The 20,331-nt window shown below is 38.6% G+C and carries 18 protein-coding genes; 9 read left to right on the top strand and 9 right to left on the bottom strand.

Going from position 1 to position 20,331, the window contains the following annotated elements; translation table 11 throughout:
* Window positions 1-399 precede the first annotated feature (399 nt).
* Complete coding sequence (locus ACE1CA_RS11670; protein ID WP_413281048.1) at window positions 400-1,140, top strand: DUF4114 domain-containing protein; 741 nt, start codon at window positions 400-402, stop codon at window positions 1,138-1,140.
* A 96-nt stretch (window positions 1,141-1,236) separates the two neighbouring features.
* Here ACE1CA_RS11670 and truB read toward each other — a convergent pair whose 3' ends face one another.
* From truB to ligA, 4 genes are all read right to left on the bottom strand, one after another.
* On the bottom strand, window positions 1,237-2,136 hold the full coding sequence (gene truB / locus ACE1CA_RS11675) for a tRNA pseudouridine(55) synthase TruB (protein WP_413281049.1): 900 nt from the start codon (window positions 2,134-2,136) through the stop codon (window positions 1,237-1,239).
* 27 nt (window positions 2,137-2,163) lie between these two features.
* Window positions 2,164-3,861 (bottom strand): alpha/beta hydrolase, encoded by a 1,698-nt coding sequence (locus ACE1CA_RS11680; protein ID WP_486517773.1) that lies wholly within the window; start codon window positions 3,859-3,861, stop codon window positions 2,164-2,166.
* 273 nt (window positions 3,862-4,134) lie between these two features.
* The gene (locus ACE1CA_RS11685; RefSeq protein ID WP_413281051.1) at window positions 4,135-5,058 is read right to left on the bottom strand and encodes a DMT family transporter; all 924 of its coding nucleotides are present in this window, start codon (window positions 5,056-5,058) and stop codon (window positions 4,135-4,137) included.
* Between the two features lie 69 nt (window positions 5,059-5,127).
* Window positions 5,128-7,173 carry an NAD-dependent DNA ligase LigA gene (gene ligA / locus ACE1CA_RS11690; protein ID WP_413281052.1) on the bottom strand — a complete coding sequence of 682 codons (2,046 nt, stop codon included), beginning with the start codon at window positions 7,171-7,173 and terminating at the stop codon, window positions 5,128-5,130.
* Between the two features lie 282 nt (window positions 7,174-7,455).
* On the opposite strand from ligA, the gene ACE1CA_RS11695 reads away from it, so the two are divergent.
* A complete protein-coding gene (locus tag ACE1CA_RS11695; RefSeq protein WP_413281053.1) occupies window positions 7,456-7,683 on the top strand; it encodes a hypothetical protein in 228 nt (75 codons plus the stop codon).
* Window positions 7,684-7,733: 50 nt separating this feature from the next.
* Here the strand turns inward: ACE1CA_RS11695 and ACE1CA_RS11700 are convergent, their stop codons facing one another.
* The 3 genes from ACE1CA_RS11700 to ACE1CA_RS11710 all read right to left on the bottom strand — a co-directional run bounded on the left by ACE1CA_RS11700 (window position 7,734) and on the right by ACE1CA_RS11710 (window position 11,667).
* Window positions 7,734-7,991, bottom strand: a complete 258-nt coding sequence (locus tag ACE1CA_RS11700) for a hypothetical protein (protein ID WP_413281054.1) — start codon at window positions 7,989-7,991, stop codon at window positions 7,734-7,736.
* An 86-nt stretch (window positions 7,992-8,077) separates the two neighbouring features.
* Window positions 8,078-9,211 (bottom strand): response regulator, encoded by a 1,134-nt coding sequence (locus ACE1CA_RS11705; protein WP_413281055.1) that lies wholly within the window; start codon window positions 9,209-9,211, stop codon window positions 8,078-8,080.
* A 218-nt stretch (window positions 9,212-9,429) separates the two neighbouring features.
* On the bottom strand, window positions 9,430-11,667 hold the full coding sequence (locus ACE1CA_RS11710; protein ID WP_413281073.1) for a hybrid sensor histidine kinase/response regulator: 2,238 nt from the start codon (window positions 11,665-11,667) through the stop codon (window positions 9,430-9,432).
* 308 nt (window positions 11,668-11,975) lie between these two features.
* Between ACE1CA_RS11710 and ACE1CA_RS11715 the strand changes: the two genes are divergently transcribed.
* The 5 genes from ACE1CA_RS11715 to ACE1CA_RS11735 all read left to right on the top strand — a co-directional run bounded on the left by ACE1CA_RS11715 (window position 11,976) and on the right by ACE1CA_RS11735 (window position 18,125).
* Window positions 11,976-13,106, top strand: coding sequence for a HetZ-related protein 2 (locus ACE1CA_RS11715; protein WP_413281056.1), 1,131 nt, complete (start codon window positions 11,976-11,978; stop codon window positions 13,104-13,106).
* A gap of 400 nt (window positions 13,107-13,506) precedes the next feature.
* Window positions 13,507-14,745 carry an ATPase, T2SS/T4P/T4SS family gene (locus ACE1CA_RS11720; protein ID WP_413281057.1) on the top strand — a complete coding sequence of 413 codons (1,239 nt, stop codon included), beginning with the start codon at window positions 13,507-13,509 and terminating at the stop codon, window positions 14,743-14,745.
* Between the two features lie 141 nt (window positions 14,746-14,886).
* The gene (locus tag ACE1CA_RS11725) at window positions 14,887-15,570 is read left to right on the top strand and encodes a Crp/Fnr family transcriptional regulator (protein ID WP_413281058.1); all 684 of its coding nucleotides are present in this window, start codon (window positions 14,887-14,889) and stop codon (window positions 15,568-15,570) included.
* 118 nt (window positions 15,571-15,688) lie between these two features.
* Complete coding sequence (locus ACE1CA_RS11730) at window positions 15,689-17,479, top strand: M61 family metallopeptidase (RefSeq protein ID WP_413281059.1); 1,791 nt, start codon at window positions 15,689-15,691, stop codon at window positions 17,477-17,479.
* Window positions 17,480-17,546: 67 nt separating this feature from the next.
* Window positions 17,547-18,125, top strand: a complete 579-nt coding sequence (locus tag ACE1CA_RS11735) for a Uma2 family endonuclease (protein ID WP_413281060.1) — start codon at window positions 17,547-17,549, stop codon at window positions 18,123-18,125.
* Window positions 18,126-18,130: 5 nt separating this feature from the next.
* Here the strand turns inward: ACE1CA_RS11735 and ACE1CA_RS11740 are convergent, their stop codons facing one another.
* Window positions 18,131-18,724 carry an HD domain-containing protein gene (locus tag ACE1CA_RS11740; RefSeq protein WP_413281061.1) on the bottom strand — a complete coding sequence of 198 codons (594 nt, stop codon included), beginning with the start codon at window positions 18,722-18,724 and terminating at the stop codon, window positions 18,131-18,133.
* A gap of 70 nt (window positions 18,725-18,794) precedes the next feature.
* On the opposite strand from ACE1CA_RS11740, the gene ACE1CA_RS11745 reads away from it, so the two are divergent.
* Window positions 18,795-19,241, top strand: coding sequence for an EVE domain-containing protein (locus tag ACE1CA_RS11745; RefSeq protein ID WP_413281062.1), 447 nt, complete (start codon window positions 18,795-18,797; stop codon window positions 19,239-19,241).
* Between the two features lie 30 nt (window positions 19,242-19,271).
* On the opposite strand, the gene ACE1CA_RS11750 is transcribed toward ACE1CA_RS11745, so the two are convergent.
* The gene (locus ACE1CA_RS11750) at window positions 19,272-19,607 is read right to left on the bottom strand and encodes a DUF4342 domain-containing protein (RefSeq protein ID WP_413281063.1); all 336 of its coding nucleotides are present in this window, start codon (window positions 19,605-19,607) and stop codon (window positions 19,272-19,274) included.
* A gap of 108 nt (window positions 19,608-19,715) precedes the next feature.
* Here ACE1CA_RS11750 and ACE1CA_RS11755 point away from each other — a divergent pair, with 108 nt between their 5' ends.
* A complete protein-coding gene (locus ACE1CA_RS11755; RefSeq protein ID WP_413281064.1) occupies window positions 19,716-20,330 on the top strand; it encodes a tetratricopeptide repeat protein in 615 nt (204 codons plus the stop codon).
* The last annotated feature ends 1 nt before the right edge of the window (window position 20,331 follow it).

The following is a 20,331-nucleotide window of genomic DNA, read 5'->3' on the forward strand; positions in this document are numbered from 1 at the left end:
AGTTTAGTAGCAAAAATCTGGGTCAGTACTGGGTGGGAAATTATAGATAGGTTTAGCGATCGTATTTCTTACATAAACTAACTTAACTAGTAAAATTACAGAAAAATTAACCGTATAAATACATATCAAACGCTTTTACCTCAACTCAGAATGAGAATATTTAGCAAATTAGACCGAAATTATGACTAATATTTTGATGCAATTTTAGATTAAGTGAGTCTTTGATTAGGTGTAATTTGTATTGAATTTTGGCTAATTAACAGCAATTTTAAATATGATTTAATCATTATAAAGTATTAGTAAAAATCGACAAAAACGCTTGCAATTCAATAAATATTAGAAGACATTATAAATCAGCTTAAAACCTGAATCTCCAAACAAAAATCTGAGGAAAAAACCATGCAATCTAAATTTTTAACAGGATTAATTATTGCTACAGTTTCTGTCGCCAGCGTGTTTCACGCCACAACAGCTAGTGCTTTGCAACTAAGTAACTCAATCTGGTCTGAGTTTAATCAATATGTACAAAGAGAGCGTTTACAACTCTCAGGAGCGGAACTTTTAGAGTTAGATCCTGCTAGTTTGAGATGGGCAAATGGTGTTGATAATGCAGAGATTTACTTTATTAACGAAGGAGCAGGTTTTAGAAATGCTCTTTACTACTCTGTAAATAATAGCCCTGAAAGACTAATTTGGGGTGATATTGCTTCTCCTAACAGTATTTTGCCAGAAAGCAATGGCCCATTAACATTAGGTCAAGGTTTCAGTTTAGGTAGCTACCAAGGCGATACTCAATTATCTTTGTCTCTTGCTCCTAATGGCAGTAGCACTCGTCGCTACGGTGCTGTTGCTGCTAACAACCCGGATGGATTACAGCACATGGTTGCTTATAATGTAAACGCTGGTGGCGAAAATTGGGTATTAATTGGTTTTGAAGATTTATTTGGCCCTAGAGGAGCAACTGGTGGCGAAAACCAAAACTCCGATCGCGATTTTAATGACGTTGTAGTTGCGGTTCGTGGTGTTACAGGTAATGCTGCTGTTGGCGTACCTGAACCTTCGGCAATGCTTGCTTTGTTGGGTGTAGGTTCTTTCTTCGGTTTACGCCGTCGTCGCCAAAGCACAAATGAAGCTCAATAAATAGACTAGTCGATCGAATTGGTTTGTTGTCCAGACTTGATTCCCATGTGACTACGAAGTTTCTGAGAGTTCAAATTTTGTGTTTCCTGTCAAGCTTTATTCTGGTGCAAATACCATTTGTGGAACTAACAGGAAATTACCGTCAGGGTTAACTACTTTACCAATGCCTAAAAAGCTGTTGTCTTCGTGATAAACTTGCCGCAAATCTCCTGAGTATTTAGGTGAAATATCTGAAAGGAGAATCCGTTGACCTTGACACCAAGCTTTAGCTTCTTTGTCTGATAAATTGATTGTTGCTAAATGTTCTAAAACTTTTTTTGGTGGAATGGGATTAAATGTTCCTTGTTCTATTTGAGTTTCTAATTCTGCAAAAGTCAAACTGTCGGTTAGATTTAACCCACAACTAGCGGTGCGAGTTAAGGCAGCGAGAGTTCCGCCAATTTGTAAAGCTATTCCTAAATCGCGGGCGATCGCTCTAATATAAGTACCAGGCCCACAAACAATTTCTAAGTCTAACTCTGGAAATTCTCCGCCTCGCCAATCTAAAATTTCTATTTGATGAATTTCCACAGGTCTAGCAGCAATTGTAATCTGTTCTCCAGCACGAGCTAAGTCATATAAACGTTTACCTTGAACTTGAATCGCACTATAATTTGGGGGAATTTGTTGAATAGTTCCTTGGAATTTTTCTAAGGCTAATTTCACTTCTGCTAAAGTTAGTTGATTTCCCGAATTTTCGGCTATTACTTCTCCTTGTAAATCGTCTGTAGTGGTAGTTACGCCTAATTTAATTGTGGCACGATAAGCTTTGTCTTCTTGCAGATATTGTAACAGGCGAGTTGCTTTACCTAAAGCAATGGGTAAAACGCCTGTTGCTGCGGGATCTAATGTTCCGCCATGTCCGACTTTTTTTTGACGTAATAGACGGCGTACTTTAGCTACGCAGTCGTGAGAAGTAATCCCAAATGGTTTGTTTAAGTTGAGGAAACCTTGCACGATTTAGTAATTAAGAATTAGTGATTGTTAGTCGCGATTAGGCGAGATAATTAGCGCTGGAGACGGACGATCTAAAGCTAATTGTAACTCAGTTTCGGTGAGCGATCGCACTAAACTTAAAGGCAAAGGCTCCTGACTCAAATTTCTAATGTAGGATGGAGTCAAATAAGCTTTATATTCTGGTCGATCGGCAATATAAAATTTGAAGAAAGCTACACCGAAAACTTTCATGTAATCACGCGCTAAAGCAGGATTGGGGCCAACTACTGATGATGGCAAAGGTACGCTAGATGGAGAATCACCTAAAGTCGAAAAGTGTGTACCGTTATTAATAATCAGTAAGTATTTTTTGGGGTCATTCAGCCAAGTAAAAGGCGCAATTTGTTCTGGTAAAGCTGGTGCAACTGTGTCAGCACTACCAGCAACTATGGCAACAGGAATATTAATATTGTCCAATCCATCTTTACCAAAAATGCTACTACTAATGGGGTTTATGGCGATCGCCGCTTTGACTCTATAATCTTGCAAATCATAATTATAATTTGGTAAAACTAAAGCCCGACATTGCAGTAAAAGTGACAAATTCCAAGTAGAATTAATAGCCGCACAATCTTTTTGCAAACTATTAAAATTAATATCTGCACCTGCTAAAGCTAATGCAGTATAAGCACCAAAAGATTGACCAATTACTCCCACTTGTTGCGTATTTAACCGACCTCGATACAACATATCTGTTTGGGACAGTCTCTCTAATTCATTGAGGAGAAATTTGACATCCAAAGGTCGATTAATAAATTCATAAGGTTGAGCAACTTCTTCTGCTTTACCTACAAATAAATTTTGTAATTGTTGTGCATTACTACCAGGATGTTCTAACACTGCAACCGCTAATCCAAAGGAAGCTAAATGTTGAGCTAAATAAGCAAAAGTTTCTCTATCTGAACCTACACCATGAGAAATTACAATTACTGGTGCAGCTGTTGATTGCTGGTTAGTATTATCAGAAATTGGTAGGTAAATATCAGCTTTAAAACTGCGGTTGCGGCGTAAATCTCGTAATTGTATTGTTTGCTTGTTAGTAGTAAAAGTTCCCGATTGGCGCAAGTTTGGTAATGTAGCTATTTGTGCCAGAGTTTGATTTGTTACTAAAGTAGTTGCTTGTTGGTTAACAGCTGCAACTGCTTTATTAGATTGCTCGATTACTCTAGATAAATCATCCGCAAGTTGTAAACCTCTAGTTAAATCAATTCTGACTCCAGTCGCCGGAAATTTACGTAAAACATTTAGTAAAGTAATTCCTTCTGGATCGTTAGCAGCAGAAATTAAGGCTTGTTGAATTGCTTGAGAACCTACTTCTCCTGATTCTGTCTGAACAACCTGTCCTAATCTTCGCAGTAAAATTGCTGCTTGTGGGGTGTTGAAGAATTGAGAAATTGCGATCGGTCTAACTTCTAAACGTTTAAGTAAAATCCGGCGCAATAATGCTTGTTGTTGGGGATTAACAGATCGAACGTAAGGTGCTAAATCGTTATTAACTACGCCTCTTTTAGCGTAAGCTTCTAAAGAATTTACAGAAATTGTCCGTTGTAATATGTCTAAAGATACTTGCAATCTTTCTGCGGATCTTGCCGGAAAAGTAGACCCAATAGTTGTCAACAGAGAAATTCCTAGTAAAATTCCGACCCAGTTAAAAGACTTGGGGATTGAATAAGTTAATTTACGCATAATCTTAGGAAGTTTGACAAACACAACTTCTGCAATAACTTAGCGATTCATCGTTTAAAAGAACTACAACGGCGATCGCTACCTATCTATATACTGACTAACAATTTCCTAAACGTCGAGACTTTTGTAAATTTAGACAAAGCGGCAAATCAACCTTACACAAATATTGAATAATTTGTTAAAATATGGATCGATTTTTTCTTGGTTCAGGAAATACTCTTAAAATTTCCTTGCTATATCTGCTGAAATTTAACTTACTACCATTCTGCGGAATTAATGCTTTTTCCCCAAAGCAACAGTCATCGAACCCACTACAACTAAAAGTGCGCCCAAAACCCCTAAAAATGTCAGGTTATTTTTCACAATCCAAGTTGGAAATAATAATGCTACCATCCAAACAGATATTAAAGTAACAATGGGAGTAGTTGATAACACAGCACTAACTCTTGATGCTTCCCAATGTTCTAAAGATTCAGCAAAAGCACCGTAAGCAATAACAGTATTCAACCCGCAAAAAATCAGCATACAAAACTGCAAAGGAGTTAAGTTAAGAATGGATTCGGGATGAGCGAAAGGAGCAAATAAAACCGCACAAATACCATAAATTAATAACATCACATTGGCTGAAGTTAATTGTTGCAAAAGTTGCTTTTGAGCTAAACCGTAAATTGCCCAAACTATTGCAGCTATAACGATTAAACCCGAACCAAACAAGTATTTTCCTTGAACAGTTAACAAGGTTTTTAATTGTTCATTAAAAAACAAAGCAAAACCTAAAGTTAACATTCCTAAACCTATCCATTGCATCAAGGTATAACGTTCTTTAAAAATGTAGATTCCTCCTAATCCCATTAACACGGGAGCAAGTTGAATTAAAACTTGAGCATTTGCCGGATTTGTGTAGGATAAACCCAATAAATAAAGGATATAGTTGAAAGCTAAAAATACGCTGGCAACTCCTAACAAACGTAAGGGAAGAGAACGTAATTTTTCCCTCGAAGGTAGTTGTTTTCTAGTTGCTAAATACACTCCAACTAAGATGAAAGACATTAAAAATCTAAACCAAGTAACGGTGTAGGGATCTAATCCTTGAAGTGTTACTTTTAAAGCTATTGGTAGCACTCCCCATAATAAAACAGTTAATAATGATAGTGCTAACCCTAAACGCCATTTTCCCGAACTTTGATGCAATAACATGAGGCTATTTTAGATTTTGGATTTGCTCAGATACCCGACTTCTCAGAGAAGTCGAGTATGTATTTCAGTTTAATTTTCCAACATTTGTAAAAGTTCCGCTTCCGACAATCGGGTGATTCCTAATTCTTCAGCTTTTTTTAGTTTAGAACCTGCATCTTCTCCCACAACTACAAAGTCAGTTTTGGAACTCACCGAACTAGCAACTTTTCCGCCAGCTTTTTGAATTAAATCTTTAGCTTCATCGCGTTTTAAGGTGGGTAAAGTTCCTGTAAGTACAAAAGTTTTGCCGTTAAGTTTGTTACTTTGATTTGATAAAAATGTGGTAGATTCTTGATTTTCTAGTTGCAAATTTGCTGCTTTTAATCTTTCGATTAAGGTTTGATTGGCGGGAACTCTAAACCATTGAAAAACACTTTGGGCAATTTCTGCGCCGATGCCATAAACTGCTGCAATTGATGTTGCTGATGCTGCTTCTAATTGTTCGACATTAGTAAATTTTTGGGTTAAAGTTTGGGCGTTGACGCTACCTACTAAACGAATTCCTAAACCATATAATACTCTTGCCCAAGGTTGAGTTTTTGATTGATTAATTGCGTCGATTAATTTGGTGGCTGATTTTTGCCCCATTCTGTCTAAAGTCATGAGTTTTTCGGGGGTTAAATCATACAAATCTGCGACGGAATGCACGAGGTTTTTTTCTACCATTTGATGCACTAGTTTTTCGCCTAATCCGTTAATATCTAAAGCGTCACGACTTCCCCAATGTACCAATGCGCCTTTTAAAATTGCGGGACAGGAAGCATTCACGCAGCGGGTGACTGCTTCATCGGGTAACTTTACCACAGGTTGATTGCAAACTGGGCAACTAGTTGGCATTTCAAAAGGTTGAGTATTGGGGGGGCGAAGTTCGGTTAAAACTTTGACAACTTCGGGGATGATTTCTCCTGCTTTGTGAACAATTACGGTGTCGCCTACACGAATGTCGATCGATCGCACATAATCAATATTATGCAGCGCCGCCCGTGAAACTGTCGTTCCTGCCAATTGTACTGGAGTCAGTTCCGCCAAAGGTGTAATTGCACCCGTTCTTCCCACGTTTACGCTAATAGCTTCGACGCGAGTTGGTGCTTCTTCCGCTGCATATTTTAAAGCTACCGCCCAACGGGGAAATTTTTGCGTAAAACCGAGTTTTTCTTGCAATTTTAAAGAATTCAGTTTCGCCACTACCCCATCAGTCATGTAGGGCAAATTTAACCTTTCTGTATCCCAATAATTGTAGTAATCTGCGACATCTTCTAAAGTTTGACAAAGTTGGCGATTGGGATTTACTTTAAAACCCATTTTTTGCAACAATTCCAAAGATTCCCATTGAGTTTGGGTAATTTCGGTATCATCTTTTCCGGGAATATGTAAAGTGTAGGCGAAGAAATCTAACCTGCGTTTTGCCACAATTCTAGAATCTAACTGGCGCAAAGTTCCCGCAGCAGCATTACGAGGATTGGCAAATAATGTATCTCCCGCTTTTTCCCGTTCCTGATTAATTTGTTTAAATGTATTTAATGCTAAAAATGCCTCTCCCCTTACTTCGACGCGCAAGGGTGGATTTTCTAAGTTTAATTTCAGGGGAATGGAACGAATTGTTTTCACATTTTGGGTGATATCTTCTCCGGTAATTCCATCACCTCTAGTCGCACCTTTAACTAATACTCCATTTTCATAGGTTAGCGCCAAAGCTGAACCATCAATTTTCAATTCGCAAACGTACTCAAAAGATTCTTTCCCTATTTCCTGTTCTTTCCCATAACGCCGCCAACGTTCCTGCCAATTGGCAAACTCTTCTATATTAAAAGCATTTTCTAAACTGTAGAGCGGAATATTGTGCCGCACTGCGGTAAACTGAGTTGCGGGACGTTCGCCTACTCGCTGGGTGGGACTATGTGGGGTAATTACTTCTGGATATTGGGTTTCTAAATCTTGTAATTCCCGGTACAAGCGATCGTATACCGCATCCTCCATAATTGGATTATCGAGAGCATAATAGGCATAGCTTGCTTCCTGAAGCTTTTGCCGTAATTGTTCCACCCGTTGCTTGATTTCTGGCGTTAATGATGACACAGAATCTCTCTCCATCAATAGGGGACTGGGGACTGGGGACTGGGGACTGGGAAGAGAGTTTTGAGTTTTGAATTTTGAGTTAGGGAAAACGTTAGGTTGGGATTTACAAGATTTACAAATTGACGATATTTCTAGAATAATCCTGAACATCATCTAAATCCATAAATCCCGATCCTGTTTTGGGTTAATGAACTTCCCTTTGTTCCTTTGTCCCCTTGTCTCTCCTGCTTTCCTGCTACTTTTAGGATAGCAATATAATCAGACAAGTAATGAGGTGAAAAAATGAGAGTTTGGGTCGCTAGTTTTCTGTTATTGTTTGCTTTGGCACAACTTTTTAGGTGGATGAAACACTTATCTTTGCCATTACCAGTGTTCATCTTAGGTGGGGTGCTTTTAGCGATCGCTTCTAACTATGATAAGCGATCGGGCTGGCCTTTTCGCAACCAAATCTCTGAATCCAAAGTTAATCAATCTGAAACACTTACTGATAAATCAGATTCAGTTGATTAAGCATTCATTCTTCTAATTGCTGAAGGAGAAGGATATTTTTTAATTATATTTTAAGCCTCATGGTTAATAAAACTATATGCACGAGCTTTGGCTAATCTTAATAAATGTTCTAACATGAAATAACTATCTAATTCTAATTTTTCTTCGGAAGATATCCCCTCATTCTTTTCTCGCCAAATTAAGTCAGATACTCTTTCTTTAACGGTTTCTGATACTTGAAAATCAATTAAACTTTGCGATGTTATGCCCGCTGCAAGAAAATTTATAATTTCTTCATACGCTAGGTTAATATTGATAGATGTTTTCATTGTGATTAATTATCTCCTTTATTAATCTTCTGAAATTGTCTGAGTAACTTATTGAAGACTTTGTAAGATATTTTTTTATTGTACTATTACGATCGCAATTTAACCCCGCTTTCAAAAATTTCGTAAATGTCTTGTGCGTGTTGTTTTCCTCTGGGTACTACGCGATCGATCCAACGCACCTCAAAAAATTCTGATGGATGCAATTGAGAAATTACTGACTCACTGGCAATAATACCACATTCATAATGTTTAGTTAATTCTTGCAATCTTGCTGCTGTATTCACCACGTCACCAATCACTGTAGAATCAATCCGAGAATCAGCACCCAAAGCACCAATAATTCCTTTGCCTGTGTGAATTCCAATACCGATATTAATCGGTTGTATTAAGTTATATTTTGCTCGATCGCTATTAAATTTCACAATTTTTTGTTGCATCATTAATGCGCCATTTACCGCATCTTGGGGGTGACTTTTTGGACGATCGAATACTACCATTAAAGCATCACCTAAGAATTTATCAATAAACCCATGATTTGCGATAATACAAGCATTCATTTGGGTAAAAAATACGTTTAACCATTGGAAAGTTTCACTGGGAGATTGCGACTCACAAATAGTAGTAAACTTACGAATATCACAAAATAAAACTGTAATTTCTTCTTCTTGAGCATTGCCTAATTGAATTGATTCTACTCCATTAGGGGCAATACGGTGCAAAAATTGATCGGGGACGAATAAACGTAATTTTTCCGAAAGTGCTAAATTAATATTCCAGGCTGCTGATAATTGCTTTTTAGTTTTCTCTTTAATTTCTTGTTGAAATTGTTGCGATCGAATTTCCTGAAGTCGTAAAATACTGGCAATCTTAGTTAAAAGTAAGTCATTTTTAAACGGCTTAGTTAAAAAATCGTCTCCCATTACTTCTAAACCGCGCAATTTAGAACGATCGTCATCTAAGGCTGTCAAAAAAATAATCGGTATAGTTTGTAAAATGCTATCTTCCCGTAATTTTTGGCAAACTTCAAAACCATTCATTCCTGGCATCATAACATCCAGTACAATTAAGTCGGGAGTTGATGTTTTAGCCATTGTCAGTGCTTCCATTCCAGAAGTCGCTGAAACTGTATCGTAGCCTTCCGATTGTAGTAAATTTTCTAGTAAAATAAGATTTGTAGGCTGGTCGTCTACGAGCAATATTTTCGGCGGGTGGTTTAGCATAATTAAGGAAAAAAACTACTAATGTGGTACAACCACAAACATCAAAAATCAGGTTTAAAGTTAGCAATAACTCCAAAGGCTTTAAAAATCAAAGTCTTTGGTGACAGAGATACACCCGTTTGGTTCCTAGCTTCAGGAAATTTTACTCTCACACAATAAAGCTTTCTTAATATATTGAAACAATTTAATGATAAATGTTCAACTCTAGGCTAGGTAATTTACGAATCTACTTCTTTTGATTCGCTGTTTGTATACAAGCGCACACAAGCAATTAACTCATCGACTTTTAGGGGTTTACTCAAGTAACTATCAGCACCAGCAGCTAAACACCGATCGCGATCGCCAGACATAGCGATCGCTGTAACTGCAACCACTGGGACACTTTTCCATAACTCATGCGCCTTGAGTTGGCGGATCAACTGAAATCCGTCTACTTGGGGCAATTGAATATCCATTAAAATCAAATCTGGTAAACGTTGGGGCGTAACTAAGGGAGAGTAAATTGTCTGCATCATCGTTCCGCCATCATAAATCATCTCTACCTTATATCCTTCAAGTTCGAGCACTTCCGAAATAAAAGCTTGGTTGTATGGTTGATCTTCCACCACCAAAACTCGCTTAGTCTCGGCTTTAGCTGGTGAAGTTGGGGGTTCTTTGAGTTGCAGATTTATTTTCGACTGCGATGGAGAGAAGTCTAAATATGCCATTCTAGCTTGTTCCTGGCGCATTTCTGTTAGCGGTATCCAAACGCGGAACTTACTACCTTTGTTTACTTCCGATTCTAAAGAGACTGTACCACCATGTAATTCTGCTAATCGCTTTGTCAACACCAAACCCAAACCTGTACCTTCGTGATAGCGATTTAGGGAAGCATCCACCTGTTGAAAGGGACGGAATAACAAATGCCATTTATGTTTGGGAATACCAATCCCGGAGTCTTCTACTTCTAAGCAGAGGTAAGGGGTACTGGGATTGATCGCAGAGCGATCGGGACGATATTCTTTCTCTAATTGGCTACCATAAGCTAAGCGGCTAGAAAGTTTAATTTGTCCGCCTTCGGGGGTAAATTTTACCGCATTAGAAAGCAGATTAATCAAAATCTGACAAGCGCGACGTTCGTCGATGTTTGCCTGTTCTAGACGGTAATCCAATTCCAAAGTCAGCGCCAGTCGTTTTTTCACTGCTCGGACTTGAATCATTTTCAGGCATTCTGTACAAAGATAATGGATCGAAACAGGTCTTAAATTTAGTTCAACTTTGCCAGCTTCAATTTTGGAAAGATCGAGAATGTCGTTAATTAGTTGTAACAGGTGTTCGCCGCTGCGTTCGATCGTCTGAACGTAATTAACTTGCCGATCGCTCAAAGAACCCGCACTTTGGCGTAACAATAGATCGGAAAATCCTAAAATACTATTTAGCGGAGTGCGTAATTCGTGAGACATGGAAGCTAAGAACTCCGATTTCATCTGCGAGGCGCGTTCCAAGTCTTCATTAATTCGCCGTAAATTCTCCTGTGCTTGCACTCGTTCGATCGCCACACCCAAAGTCCGACAAGCTGCCATCAGCATATCCTGTTGCGGCGCTTCTTGTAACTTCTGTAAACTCCGGGATTCCAATGTTAGCACTCCGATGATCGTACCATCAGCCGCTGGGATGGGAAAAATGCCCAATTGTCCGATCGCCGGATGCTTAAACCCCGGTAAAGCTTTCGGATTTTTATAGTAATCTTCCACAAACATGGGTTCCCCAGTTTCCACTACCCCCCAGAGTAACCCTTCACCGTATGGAATGCCTTGATTTAATAACGCTTGCATTTCCGCAACCGCTATTTCTCCATGAGTAGCAATAAATTGTCCCGAAATCTGATTAGTAATCGCACCAGCATAACGCTGATTACTATTACCGATAATTACTTTTACATCCCCAAATGCTGCACCCGTTACCTCTACCAAATAGCTGAGAGCAAATTTGCCTAGTTCTTTTAGATCGGTAGCGGGTTGCAATCGTTCAGTGAGTTGTAGTAAAAAATCTAACCGTCTAACTTCCGCATTTAATGAAGCTTGAGTTTCGTTAGCGGAACGCAGTGCTTGCTGATATTTTGTCACATCACGGAACGTAAATAAGCGTCCTCCGTCAGAGGTTAACGTGGTGTAAATTTCTAAACAAATGCTATTACTTTGTTGTAAGTAGAAACAACTATTTGCTATATCTTCTGATTGTAAATAGGTTTCCAATTGTTGCTTTTGTGACTCCGACCAATAGCCTTGTTCTACAATCCGGTTAAAAATAACTTGCTCTGTGGGTTTTTCTTCCAAAAACGCTGTAGGTAATCCCCACATCAGGGTCAACTTATTGTTAAATAAGATTAGTTGGTTGGATCGATCGAAAAGGGCAATTGCATTGTCCACTTGGTTAATGATTAACGCTTCTTCTTGCTGGAGTTTTTGCAGACGCATCTCTATAGATTCTAAATTCATAGTTAACAATGTTGAGGACAAAAAAATTTTTTATACAAGGTTAACTTAACAAAATTTAACATTAGTGGTTGGTGAGGTTACTCTCTAATAAGTTGTGATCGAAAACACCTGGAAAAATTTGACAAGTGAAGAAAATATACTAGAAAAACCTCCGGGTAAAATTGGGTTCGCTGCACTTGTTGTCAAAAAATACATCTGTCAAAGTAAATAGTACCCATTACGGGTGAATGCTTTGAGTCAGATAGTGGGCATACTTTTGTTTATAGGGAATTGAGGAGCTAGAGTCCATGTTAATAGCTGAAAAACTGGCAGATCAATTGCGAAAGCAGCTGCAAGTGGACTGTGAAAACATCAGCCAACAGACCCAAGAGAGTATTATTAAATGGTTATTGGGAAAAGATTTACAGCGTTATGAAACGCTAGTTCCCAACCAATTGGCAATTGCCCAACAAGCGATAGACTATCGTTACCGAATTTTACGGCATCGGTACTTAGGAGTAGGGCCAGAAAGAGCATATAAAAATTTAATGACTCGATTGGGTTCTTTGGTGATGCTCCGTAATAAAATTAAGACTTGGGTAGCCCTGAGTCGCGATCGCCAAAGAGCAGTAGTTGATGTTCTCCAGGAAGTAATTCAAGAATTATTACAATCCGATCGCTACCTACAAGAGCAAATTGGCTGGATACGAGAATGTACAGAAGACTCCAGATTGCGGAATGCTCTGTTATTAACCAGTACGGAAGAGTACTGTATGCGCCCGATTCGCAACCAACCTTTACTACTGTATCGTTTTGTTAACTATTTGCGGCGTTCTCAACGGGGCGGAATTACCCAAGTACCAACAGGAGACTTGGTGCGCTTGGTTTCGGAAGAAATTGTTCCCGAAGAGGCAGACAACCCGTTAAGTTTATTGGATAATCAAGCGATCGCCCAATACCAAGAAACCCAAGAATGGGAGGAAAAACAAGCCGCCCGGATCGCCGTCAAAAAAGAATTTGAAACTTATTTAGCCAACAATATTGATTCTGTAGCCTCAGAATGGCTGCGGCTTTATCTCCAAGGTAGATCTCAGGAAGAAATCGCCCGCGCCTTGAACAAACCGATTAAAGAGATTTATCGGCTACGGGAAAAAATTAGCTATCATGCCATCAAAGTTTTTGCTCTGAAAGTACAACCAGAGATAGTTTCGACTTGGTTAGAAACTTCTCTAAGCGAACACCGTTTAGGTTTAACTCCCAGTCAATGGCAAGAATATTGGGACGGTTTAACACCAGAACAGCGGCGACTTTTAGACAAATTAACCGCTGGCAAAACTTTAGAAGCTGTAGCTCAAGATTTAAACCTCAAAACCAATCAAGTTATGGGGGAATGGAGTAAGCTTTACCTGGCAGCCCAAGAAAAGCGTAATGCTTCGTAAAGAAATATAAATTTTAGGGAGAGAATTTGTTTTTGAGTTTGGTAGTAATACGGTGGCAAATATTTGCGATCGTCGAACTATACCATTCCCGTAACCAAAGACATAAAGTTATAATATTGTTTAAATTAGCCGGGTGTATCTTAATCTGATTTTTATTCAGTATTTTTCCTGATTCAGTCAGAAAAACTTGCTAGAAGTTAATAGTTAATCTTTTATTGACTTTTGGCTGACCTGAAAGGCTGTGATTTATCAGCAAATTCTCTCCTGTCACACGAGTTGCAGGAGAGGTTTTGAGCTAACCTTTAGTACTCAAAAGCGCAGAAAAAAGCTGAATTAACAACAGTAGAGATAAGAAAAGGGAACGAATCAGAAAAAATCATCCAGGTTAAAAAAAATATTTATGCCACCTGCACAACTTAACTCGATAAACAAGCAAACCAAAACTCAGGGAGAAAGTTTTTCATCAATGAAAGATAACCAGCTTCATATAGATGAAGCAATGTTCCGCCTGATTGATGGTATTCTTCCCTTTGAAGCCTGTTTATATCATCAAGTCGTCCCCCTTTCCCTAGAGGGAACCCGCCTGAATTTGGGTATGGTAAATACTAATGATACAGAAGCGTTGAATTATGTTCGCCGGATATTGGCTTACATGAACTGCTCGTTATCACCACAGCCACTTTCGGCGAAAAATCACCAAAGATTGCTTTCAGCTTATTTAAGCCATACAGGACAGTTAAAAGCAACAGTATCCAGCACAGAGCCAGCGGAAGTACTGAAAGAGAAGTTGAGCCAAGATAATAATCCGACACTGATTTTAGACGATGAAGAATCAGCTACTCAGTATATCCAGAAAAATATCCCCGAAAAAAGCCCACCAGTAGTTAATTCACCACCAACTGTTCCGCAGCACTTGACGGCCCAAAAACCAAGGTCTGCCAGTTCTACTGGGAATAAAAAAGCACAAAAACCACCTGTTCCCCCGAATCCAGGGATGCGTTTACCGACTTTGGAGGTAGAGGCGCAATACTTAAATAGTCCGATCGAAGTTTTGGCAGAACTGCCACCCAAAGTGTTACTTAATGAATTACTCGCTAGAGTATTGGCAGGCGGAATTGGTCGGTTATATTTAGAAAATCATAACGATAAAGGACGGATTCTCTGGAGCCAAAACGGAGTCCTTCAGTCAGTGTTAGAAGGAGTAAATAACTCGATTTTCCAAGGATTAATTCAAGAACTGAAGCGGTTAACTCACTTGCCGATGTTGCCAGTGGAAAAACCAAAGCAAGCAGAGATCGAACGTATTTACAAGCAAAATCGCTTGCTGCTGCGCCTGCGAGTTATGCCTAGTAGTTATGGAGAAGAAGCAACTCTGCAAGTACTCCGGGGGGCGGCTTTGAAATTTTATCAACAGCAACAGCTGGAGAACTTAAGTCGGGATGCTTTAAATATTGCCCAGCAGTTGCAGCATAAAATTAATGAAATTCGCGATCGAACTAATCTCGACCCTAGTTTAGATACAGAGAAGCTAGACGCTTTACCCGCATTGGTGGAAGTAGTTAAAAACGTGGAAGAACAGATTAAATATTTAAGATTTATACAAACTCAAGCCAAAAAGAATGACCAAAACCCAAAATAACTCAGAAAGGAGTCTAATTTACCCGTCCTAGACTACGATGGTAAGTGCTAATTGTTTCTGCCACAAAAGCAGCCCTTGGTCAACCAAGGTGAAGAATTTATATTGCTGCCGATGCTGGTAATCGTGATTTTAAGATCTTTCATGCAGACTGAAGATTTTAGTGAACTTTTTCCGCTTTTCAATACGGTCAATCCAGAGACCTTAGAATGGTTGCTATCGGTTGCCGACGAACACGAGTATCCCGCTGGCAGAGCAGTTCTTATGGAAGATGCTTGGGGTAATGCGGTTTACTTTGTTCTATCCGGTTGGGTAAAAGTCCGTCGGATTGCTGGTGACGATCGCATCTCGCTGGCAATTCTGGGACAAGGCGATTTTTTTGGAGAAATGGCGATTCTCGATGAATCTCCGCGTTCTACAGATGTGATTGCCTTGTCCTCGGTACGGTTACTTAGCGTCCACGCTCAGCGATTTATCCAGACTTTGTTTAAAGACCCGCAGCTACACCATAGAATGCTGCAACTGATGGTCAGAAGACTGCGCCAGATGAATATTCGTTTTCAATTACGTCATCAACCACCCGCAGTTAAGTTGGCTAATAGTTTGGTTGCTATGGGAGAAAACTACGGTCAAGTTACGGATTTGGGAACGGAAATTTTTAATATTCCGTTTAAGGATTTAGCTGATGTGGCTGATATAGGTGTCGAGGAAACTACTAAGATTATGGAAAAATTAGATAGTAAGGGTTGGATTAAAATTGACCGATCGCGTCAAGTTATTCATTTAATCAATCTGAAGCAGTTGGCGCAACTAGCAGGAAAAATCTAATCAACTATCGCAACTTTTCGATCGGGTGGGGGAGAGGATTAGCAAGATTTTCTCCTCTTTTAAAATATTGGTTTGCAATTTTGAGCTAAGTTAATAAAGATTATTAATTTCCATTGTCATGACAGAAGCAACTACTGTTCGTCCTAGCAATCTACCACGCACTACACCTAAAATTCACTTCCAAGTAGCTATGCCTCAACCTAGTTCGCACTTGTTTGAGGTGAGTTTACAAGTTTCAGAATGGTCGGGTTCAGTTTTAGATTTAAAACTTCCAGTTTGGACTCCCGGTTCTTATTTGGTGCGCGAGTATGCGAAAAATTTACAAGATTTTTCTGTGCAATCAGCAAACAAAAACTTGCCTTGGCGAAAGTTAGCCAAAAATCACTGGCAAGTGGGAACAAACGGAGTTTCAGAACTTACAGTCAGCTATCGAGTTTTTGCCAATGAGTTATCAGTGAGAACTAATCATTTAGACAGTTCGCACGGTTATTTTAATCCAGCAGCGCTGTGTTTTTATATTCCAGAATTTACAGAACAACCCATTACAATTACTATTGTTCCTCCCCAAGCAGACTGGCGCATTGCTACACCTTTACCTGCTGTTTCCGGGATGGAAAATACTTTTGAAGCGGCAGATTTTGATATTTTGGTGGATAGTCCGGTTGAAATTGGCAAGCATGAATTTTACCAGTTTGAAGCTTTGGGTAAATCCCATGAATTAGTGATTTGGGGAAAGGGAAATCCTGAACCAGAACGGATTATTGAGGATACAAAAAAAATTATTCAGGTAGAAGCGGAAATTTTTGGAGGTTTACCTTACGAAAGATATTTGTTTTTGCTGCATTTGTCGCCAAGTGGTGGTGGAGGTTTAGAACATAAGTATGCTTGTTCGTTAATTTATCCCCGGTTTAATTTCCGCAAACAAGATAAGTATGAAAGTTTCATGCAGTTAGTGGCGCATGAGTTTTTCCATTTGTGGAATGTCAAAAGATTGCGTCCAAAAGGTTTGGAAAAGTTTGATTACGATCGCGAAAATTACACTTCTTCTCTCTGGTTTTCTGAGGGAACAACTAGCTATTATGATTTACAGATTCCTATGCGTGCGGGAATCTATGATGCTAAGACTTTTTTGCAGAATTTAGGCAAAGAAATTACTTTATTGCAGACTAAACCAGGTAGAAAAGTTCAACCTGTGAGTGAGTCGAGTTTTGATGCTTGGATTAAGCTTTATCGTCGGGATGCGAATAGTGATAATTGCCAGATTTCTTATTATTTGAAAGGACAATTGATTTCGTTTTTGTTGGATTTGCTGATCCGGGAAAGACAGGGAAATGAGCGATCGCTAGATGATGTGATGCGCTATATGTGGGAGAATTTCGGTAAGGCGGAAATTGGGTTTACACCTGAACAGCTGCAAAGTGCGATCGAATTTGTAGCTGGAAAAGATTTAAGCGACTTTTTCGCCAGCTACATTGATGGTGTTGAAGAGTTACCTTTTGATGAATATTTAGCACCTTTTGGCTTACGTTTGCAAGCTGATATTGATGAAGATCAACCTCCTTATATTGGCTTAAAAGCTAAAGCTCAAAATGGCAAACAAAAAATTGAATTTGTCGAAATTGGTTCGCCAGCACAACTAGCTGGCGTTAGTGCTGATGATGAATTACTAGCAATTGATGGAATAAGAGTCAATGCAGATCAATTAAACGACAGGCTAAAAGATTATCAACCAGGAGATACAATTGAATTGTCAATTTTTCATCAAGATGAATTGCAAACTTTGTTAGTTACTTTAGCCGATCCTCAACCTACTAATTACAAAATTGTAGCTGCGGAAAATCCCGATCGAACCCAGGAAGAAAACTTTCAAAATTGGTTAGGAATCTCCTTAACCAACCTAACAAATTAGAATCTCGTAGGGTGCGTTAGGTGCAACCTAACGCACTTTTTAATTCTATTAATTTCCGATAACTATCATGCTAACCTTCACTGTCAACTTTAATTCTATTATTAACCTCAATGACGAACAATTTTATCAACTTTGTAGAGCAAATCCCGATGTAAAATTTGAACGTAATGCTACAGGAGAAATTATTATAATGTCACCTACAGGAGGGGAAACAGGAAGTTTTAATTCAGAAATAAATGCTGATTTTGTAATTTGGAATCGTCAAACCAAATTAGGGAAAGTTTTCGATTCTTCTACTTGCTTTAAACTTCCTAATGGTGCCATTCGATCGCCTGATGTAGCATGGATTAAACAATCAAGATGGGATGCACTAACTACCGAAGAAAAAGAAAAATTTCCGCCAATTGCGCCAGATTTTGTTTTGGAGTTAATGTCACCCACTGATAGTTTAAAAGAAACTCGGAAAAAGATGCAAGAATACATAGAAAATTGCGTAAAACTCGGTTGGTTAATTAATCGGAAAAACCGAAGGGTAGAAATTTATCGTCAAGGAAAAGCTGTAGAATTGCTAGAATCTCCAACTGAATTATCGGGAGAAGATGTGTTACCAGGATTTGTGCTAAATCTACAATTTATCTGGGATTAACTGAGTTAATCGTGCTTTTTTAAATAACCTGCGGCGATACAATCTGCGATAATTTCTTCAACTAATTTACCCAGAATAGGTGATGCTTCTTGTACGGGAGACATTCTTTTTTTGACTAAGTTTTCTGTTATTCCGTGAATTTGCCAAGTTCTGCCTTGATTCTGTTGATTTTGGAGTAGGGGTTGTAGGCGATCTAAGGCGATCGCAAATTTAGCTGTTTTTGTTTTCGCTACCTCAAATTCTTCCCAAAGTTGCCTTAATTCTTCAGCTTGTTCTGAGGGTAATAAACCAAAAATTCTGGTTGCTGCTTTGATTTCTCTTTCTGCTTTGTCTAAGTTTGCTTTTACATCGTAACAGAAGGTATCTCCTGCATCAATTTCGATGACATCGTGAATTAAAAGCATTTTAATTGCTTTAATTATATCAACTTCTGGTGCTGCATATTCGGCTAAAATTATTGCCATAATTGCTAAATGCCACGAGTGTTCGGCGCTGTTTTCTTGGCGGGAATTATCCGTTAATCTAGTTTGGCGCAGGATGGTTTTTAGTTTGTCAATTTCGGTGATGAATTGAATTTGTTGAACCAGTCGATCGTTCATATTTTTTTGGCTGTATTATTAATAACTGACAATAGCAAAAAAGGTGGCAAAATTGACAAATTATTGGCTAATGAAATCGGAACCAGAGGTTTATAGTATAACTGATTTGCAGCGCGATCGCCAAACTATTTGGGATGGTGTTCGTAACTATCAAGCGCGAAATTTCCTCCGTCAAATGAACCCTGGTGATTTAGCATTTTTCTATCATTCTAACGCCAATCCTCCCGGAATTGTTGGGTTAATGTGTGTCATCGAAAATAATGTTATCGATCCTACTCAATTCGATGTCAACAGTAAATATTATGACCCTAAATCTACTCCTGAATCTCCACGATGGCAAACTGTAATTGTTGAATTTAAAGAAATTTTCCCCGAAATTATCACTTTAGAAAAACTCAAACAAGAATTCAGCGCCGATGAACTTTTAGCTGTTAAACAAGGTAATCGTTTATCAGTAATGCCTGTATCAGAAACAGTAGGCAAACATATATTAAATTTGTCAATTTTAAAAGAATAGGGTAGGACTTACCTACCCCAAAATAAATTATTAACCTTCAACTTTTTCAATAGCAATTGTCAGATGAGCAACCAATGCGCCAATTGCCCCAATTGCTGCTACAATGGGGAACATTGCTGTACCAACTACTCCTCCCACAACACCAATAGTTAGAGGAATTTCTATCAATGTATGTCCTTCTTCATTTTTGATAGTAATGCGACGAATGTTACCTTGGTGAATCAATTCCTTAATCTTACTCACTAAGGCATCACCGCTAATACTAAACTCCTCAACCCTAACTTTTTGCTTTGCATCTACAGTTTCAGGTTCAACAGTAGTTACTTCAATTTCTACTTGTTTTGTTTCGTCTTGAGGTGAATTCATTGTTAAATCCTCCCATCTTAAATTTTAGGACATGACAGTGTTTACAATTAGCTCATTACCTCTTACATTATAATCATTATAATCATCTAAAAACTAATATGAATTTACATGAACAGCCAAATTTCACTGTTAGCAGAACTTTCCTGGTGGAATAACCTTATTCGCACAAATCCTCAAGATGCTAAAGCATATATTCGGCGGGGTATGACTAATTTTAAGTTGGCTAAAATTGCCGAATCTATTGAGGATTTTAACACAGCAGAAAAGTTAGAACCAAGTCTCACGCCATATCTTTGGCAACGCGGTCTATCTTACTATTATGCCGAAAAATTTGCCGAGGGTGCTAACCAATTTGAGATAGATTTAACAGTGAATTCTCATGATGTTGAAGAAACGGTGTGGCGATATCTTTGTATTGCCAGATTTAGTGGTGTTTATGAAGCAAGAAATACTTTATTAGAAGTGCGAAACGATCGGCGAAAGGTAATGCAGTGTGTTTACGATCTGTTCGCCGGAAATTCTAAGGTAGAAGATGTGTTAATTATTGGTGAAATTGAAGGTAAGCAAGGCAGATTTTACAGTTATCTTTACTTAGGTTTGTATTACGAAGCCGAAGGAGATCTGCAAAAATCTCAAGATTACATTGGGAAAGCGGTTAGTTATCAGTTAGAGGATTATATGTGGTATTTAGCTTGCGTACATCAGAAATTAAGAGGTTGGTAAA

The sequence above is a fragment of the Floridaenema evergladense BLCC-F167 genome (assembly GCF_041929205.2).
GTDB lineage: Bacteria > Cyanobacteriota > Cyanobacteriia > Cyanobacteriales > Aerosakkonemataceae > Floridanema > Floridanema evergladense.

Coding starts and splice junctions, on each gene's coding strand:
- ACE1CA_RS11670 (WP_413281048.1), top strand. CDS start 400: ATGCAATCTAAATTTTTAACAGGATTAATTATTGCTACAGTTTCTGTC.
- ACE1CA_RS11680 (WP_486517773.1), bottom strand. CDS start 3,861: ATGCGTAAATTAACTTATTCAATCCCCAAGTCTTTTAACTGGGTCGGA.
- ACE1CA_RS11685 (WP_413281051.1), bottom strand. CDS start 5,058: ATGTTATTGCATCAAAGTTCGGGAAAATGGCGTTTAGGGTTAGCACTA.
- ACE1CA_RS11695 (WP_413281053.1), top strand. CDS start 7,456: ATGAGAGTTTGGGTCGCTAGTTTTCTGTTATTGTTTGCTTTGGCACAA.
- ACE1CA_RS11700 (WP_413281054.1), bottom strand. CDS start 7,991: ATGAAAACATCTATCAATATTAACCTAGCGTATGAAGAAATTATAAAT.
- ACE1CA_RS11705 (WP_413281055.1), bottom strand. CDS start 9,211: ATGCTAAACCACCCGCCGAAAATATTGCTCGTAGACGACCAGCCTACA.
- ACE1CA_RS11710 (WP_413281073.1), bottom strand. CDS start 11,667: ATGCGTCTGCAAAAACTCCAGCAAGAAGAAGCGTTAATCATTAACCAA.
- ACE1CA_RS11715 (WP_413281056.1), top strand. CDS start 11,976: ATGTTAATAGCTGAAAAACTGGCAGATCAATTGCGAAAGCAGCTGCAA.
- ACE1CA_RS11720 (WP_413281057.1), top strand. CDS start 13,507: ATGCCACCTGCACAACTTAACTCGATAAACAAGCAAACCAAAACTCAG.
- ACE1CA_RS11725 (WP_413281058.1), top strand. CDS start 14,887: ATGCAGACTGAAGATTTTAGTGAACTTTTTCCGCTTTTCAATACGGTC.
- ACE1CA_RS11730 (WP_413281059.1), top strand. CDS start 15,689: ATGACAGAAGCAACTACTGTTCGTCCTAGCAATCTACCACGCACTACA.
- ACE1CA_RS11735 (WP_413281060.1), top strand. CDS start 17,547: ATGCTAACCTTCACTGTCAACTTTAATTCTATTATTAACCTCAATGAC.
- ACE1CA_RS11740 (WP_413281061.1), bottom strand. CDS start 18,724: ATGAACGATCGACTGGTTCAACAAATTCAATTCATCACCGAAATTGAC.
- ACE1CA_RS11745 (WP_413281062.1), top strand. CDS start 18,795: ATGAAATCGGAACCAGAGGTTTATAGTATAACTGATTTGCAGCGCGAT.
- ACE1CA_RS11750 (WP_413281063.1), bottom strand. CDS start 19,607: ATGAATTCACCTCAAGACGAAACAAAACAAGTAGAAATTGAAGTAACT.
- ACE1CA_RS11755 (WP_413281064.1), top strand. CDS start 19,716: ATGAACAGCCAAATTTCACTGTTAGCAGAACTTTCCTGGTGGAATAAC.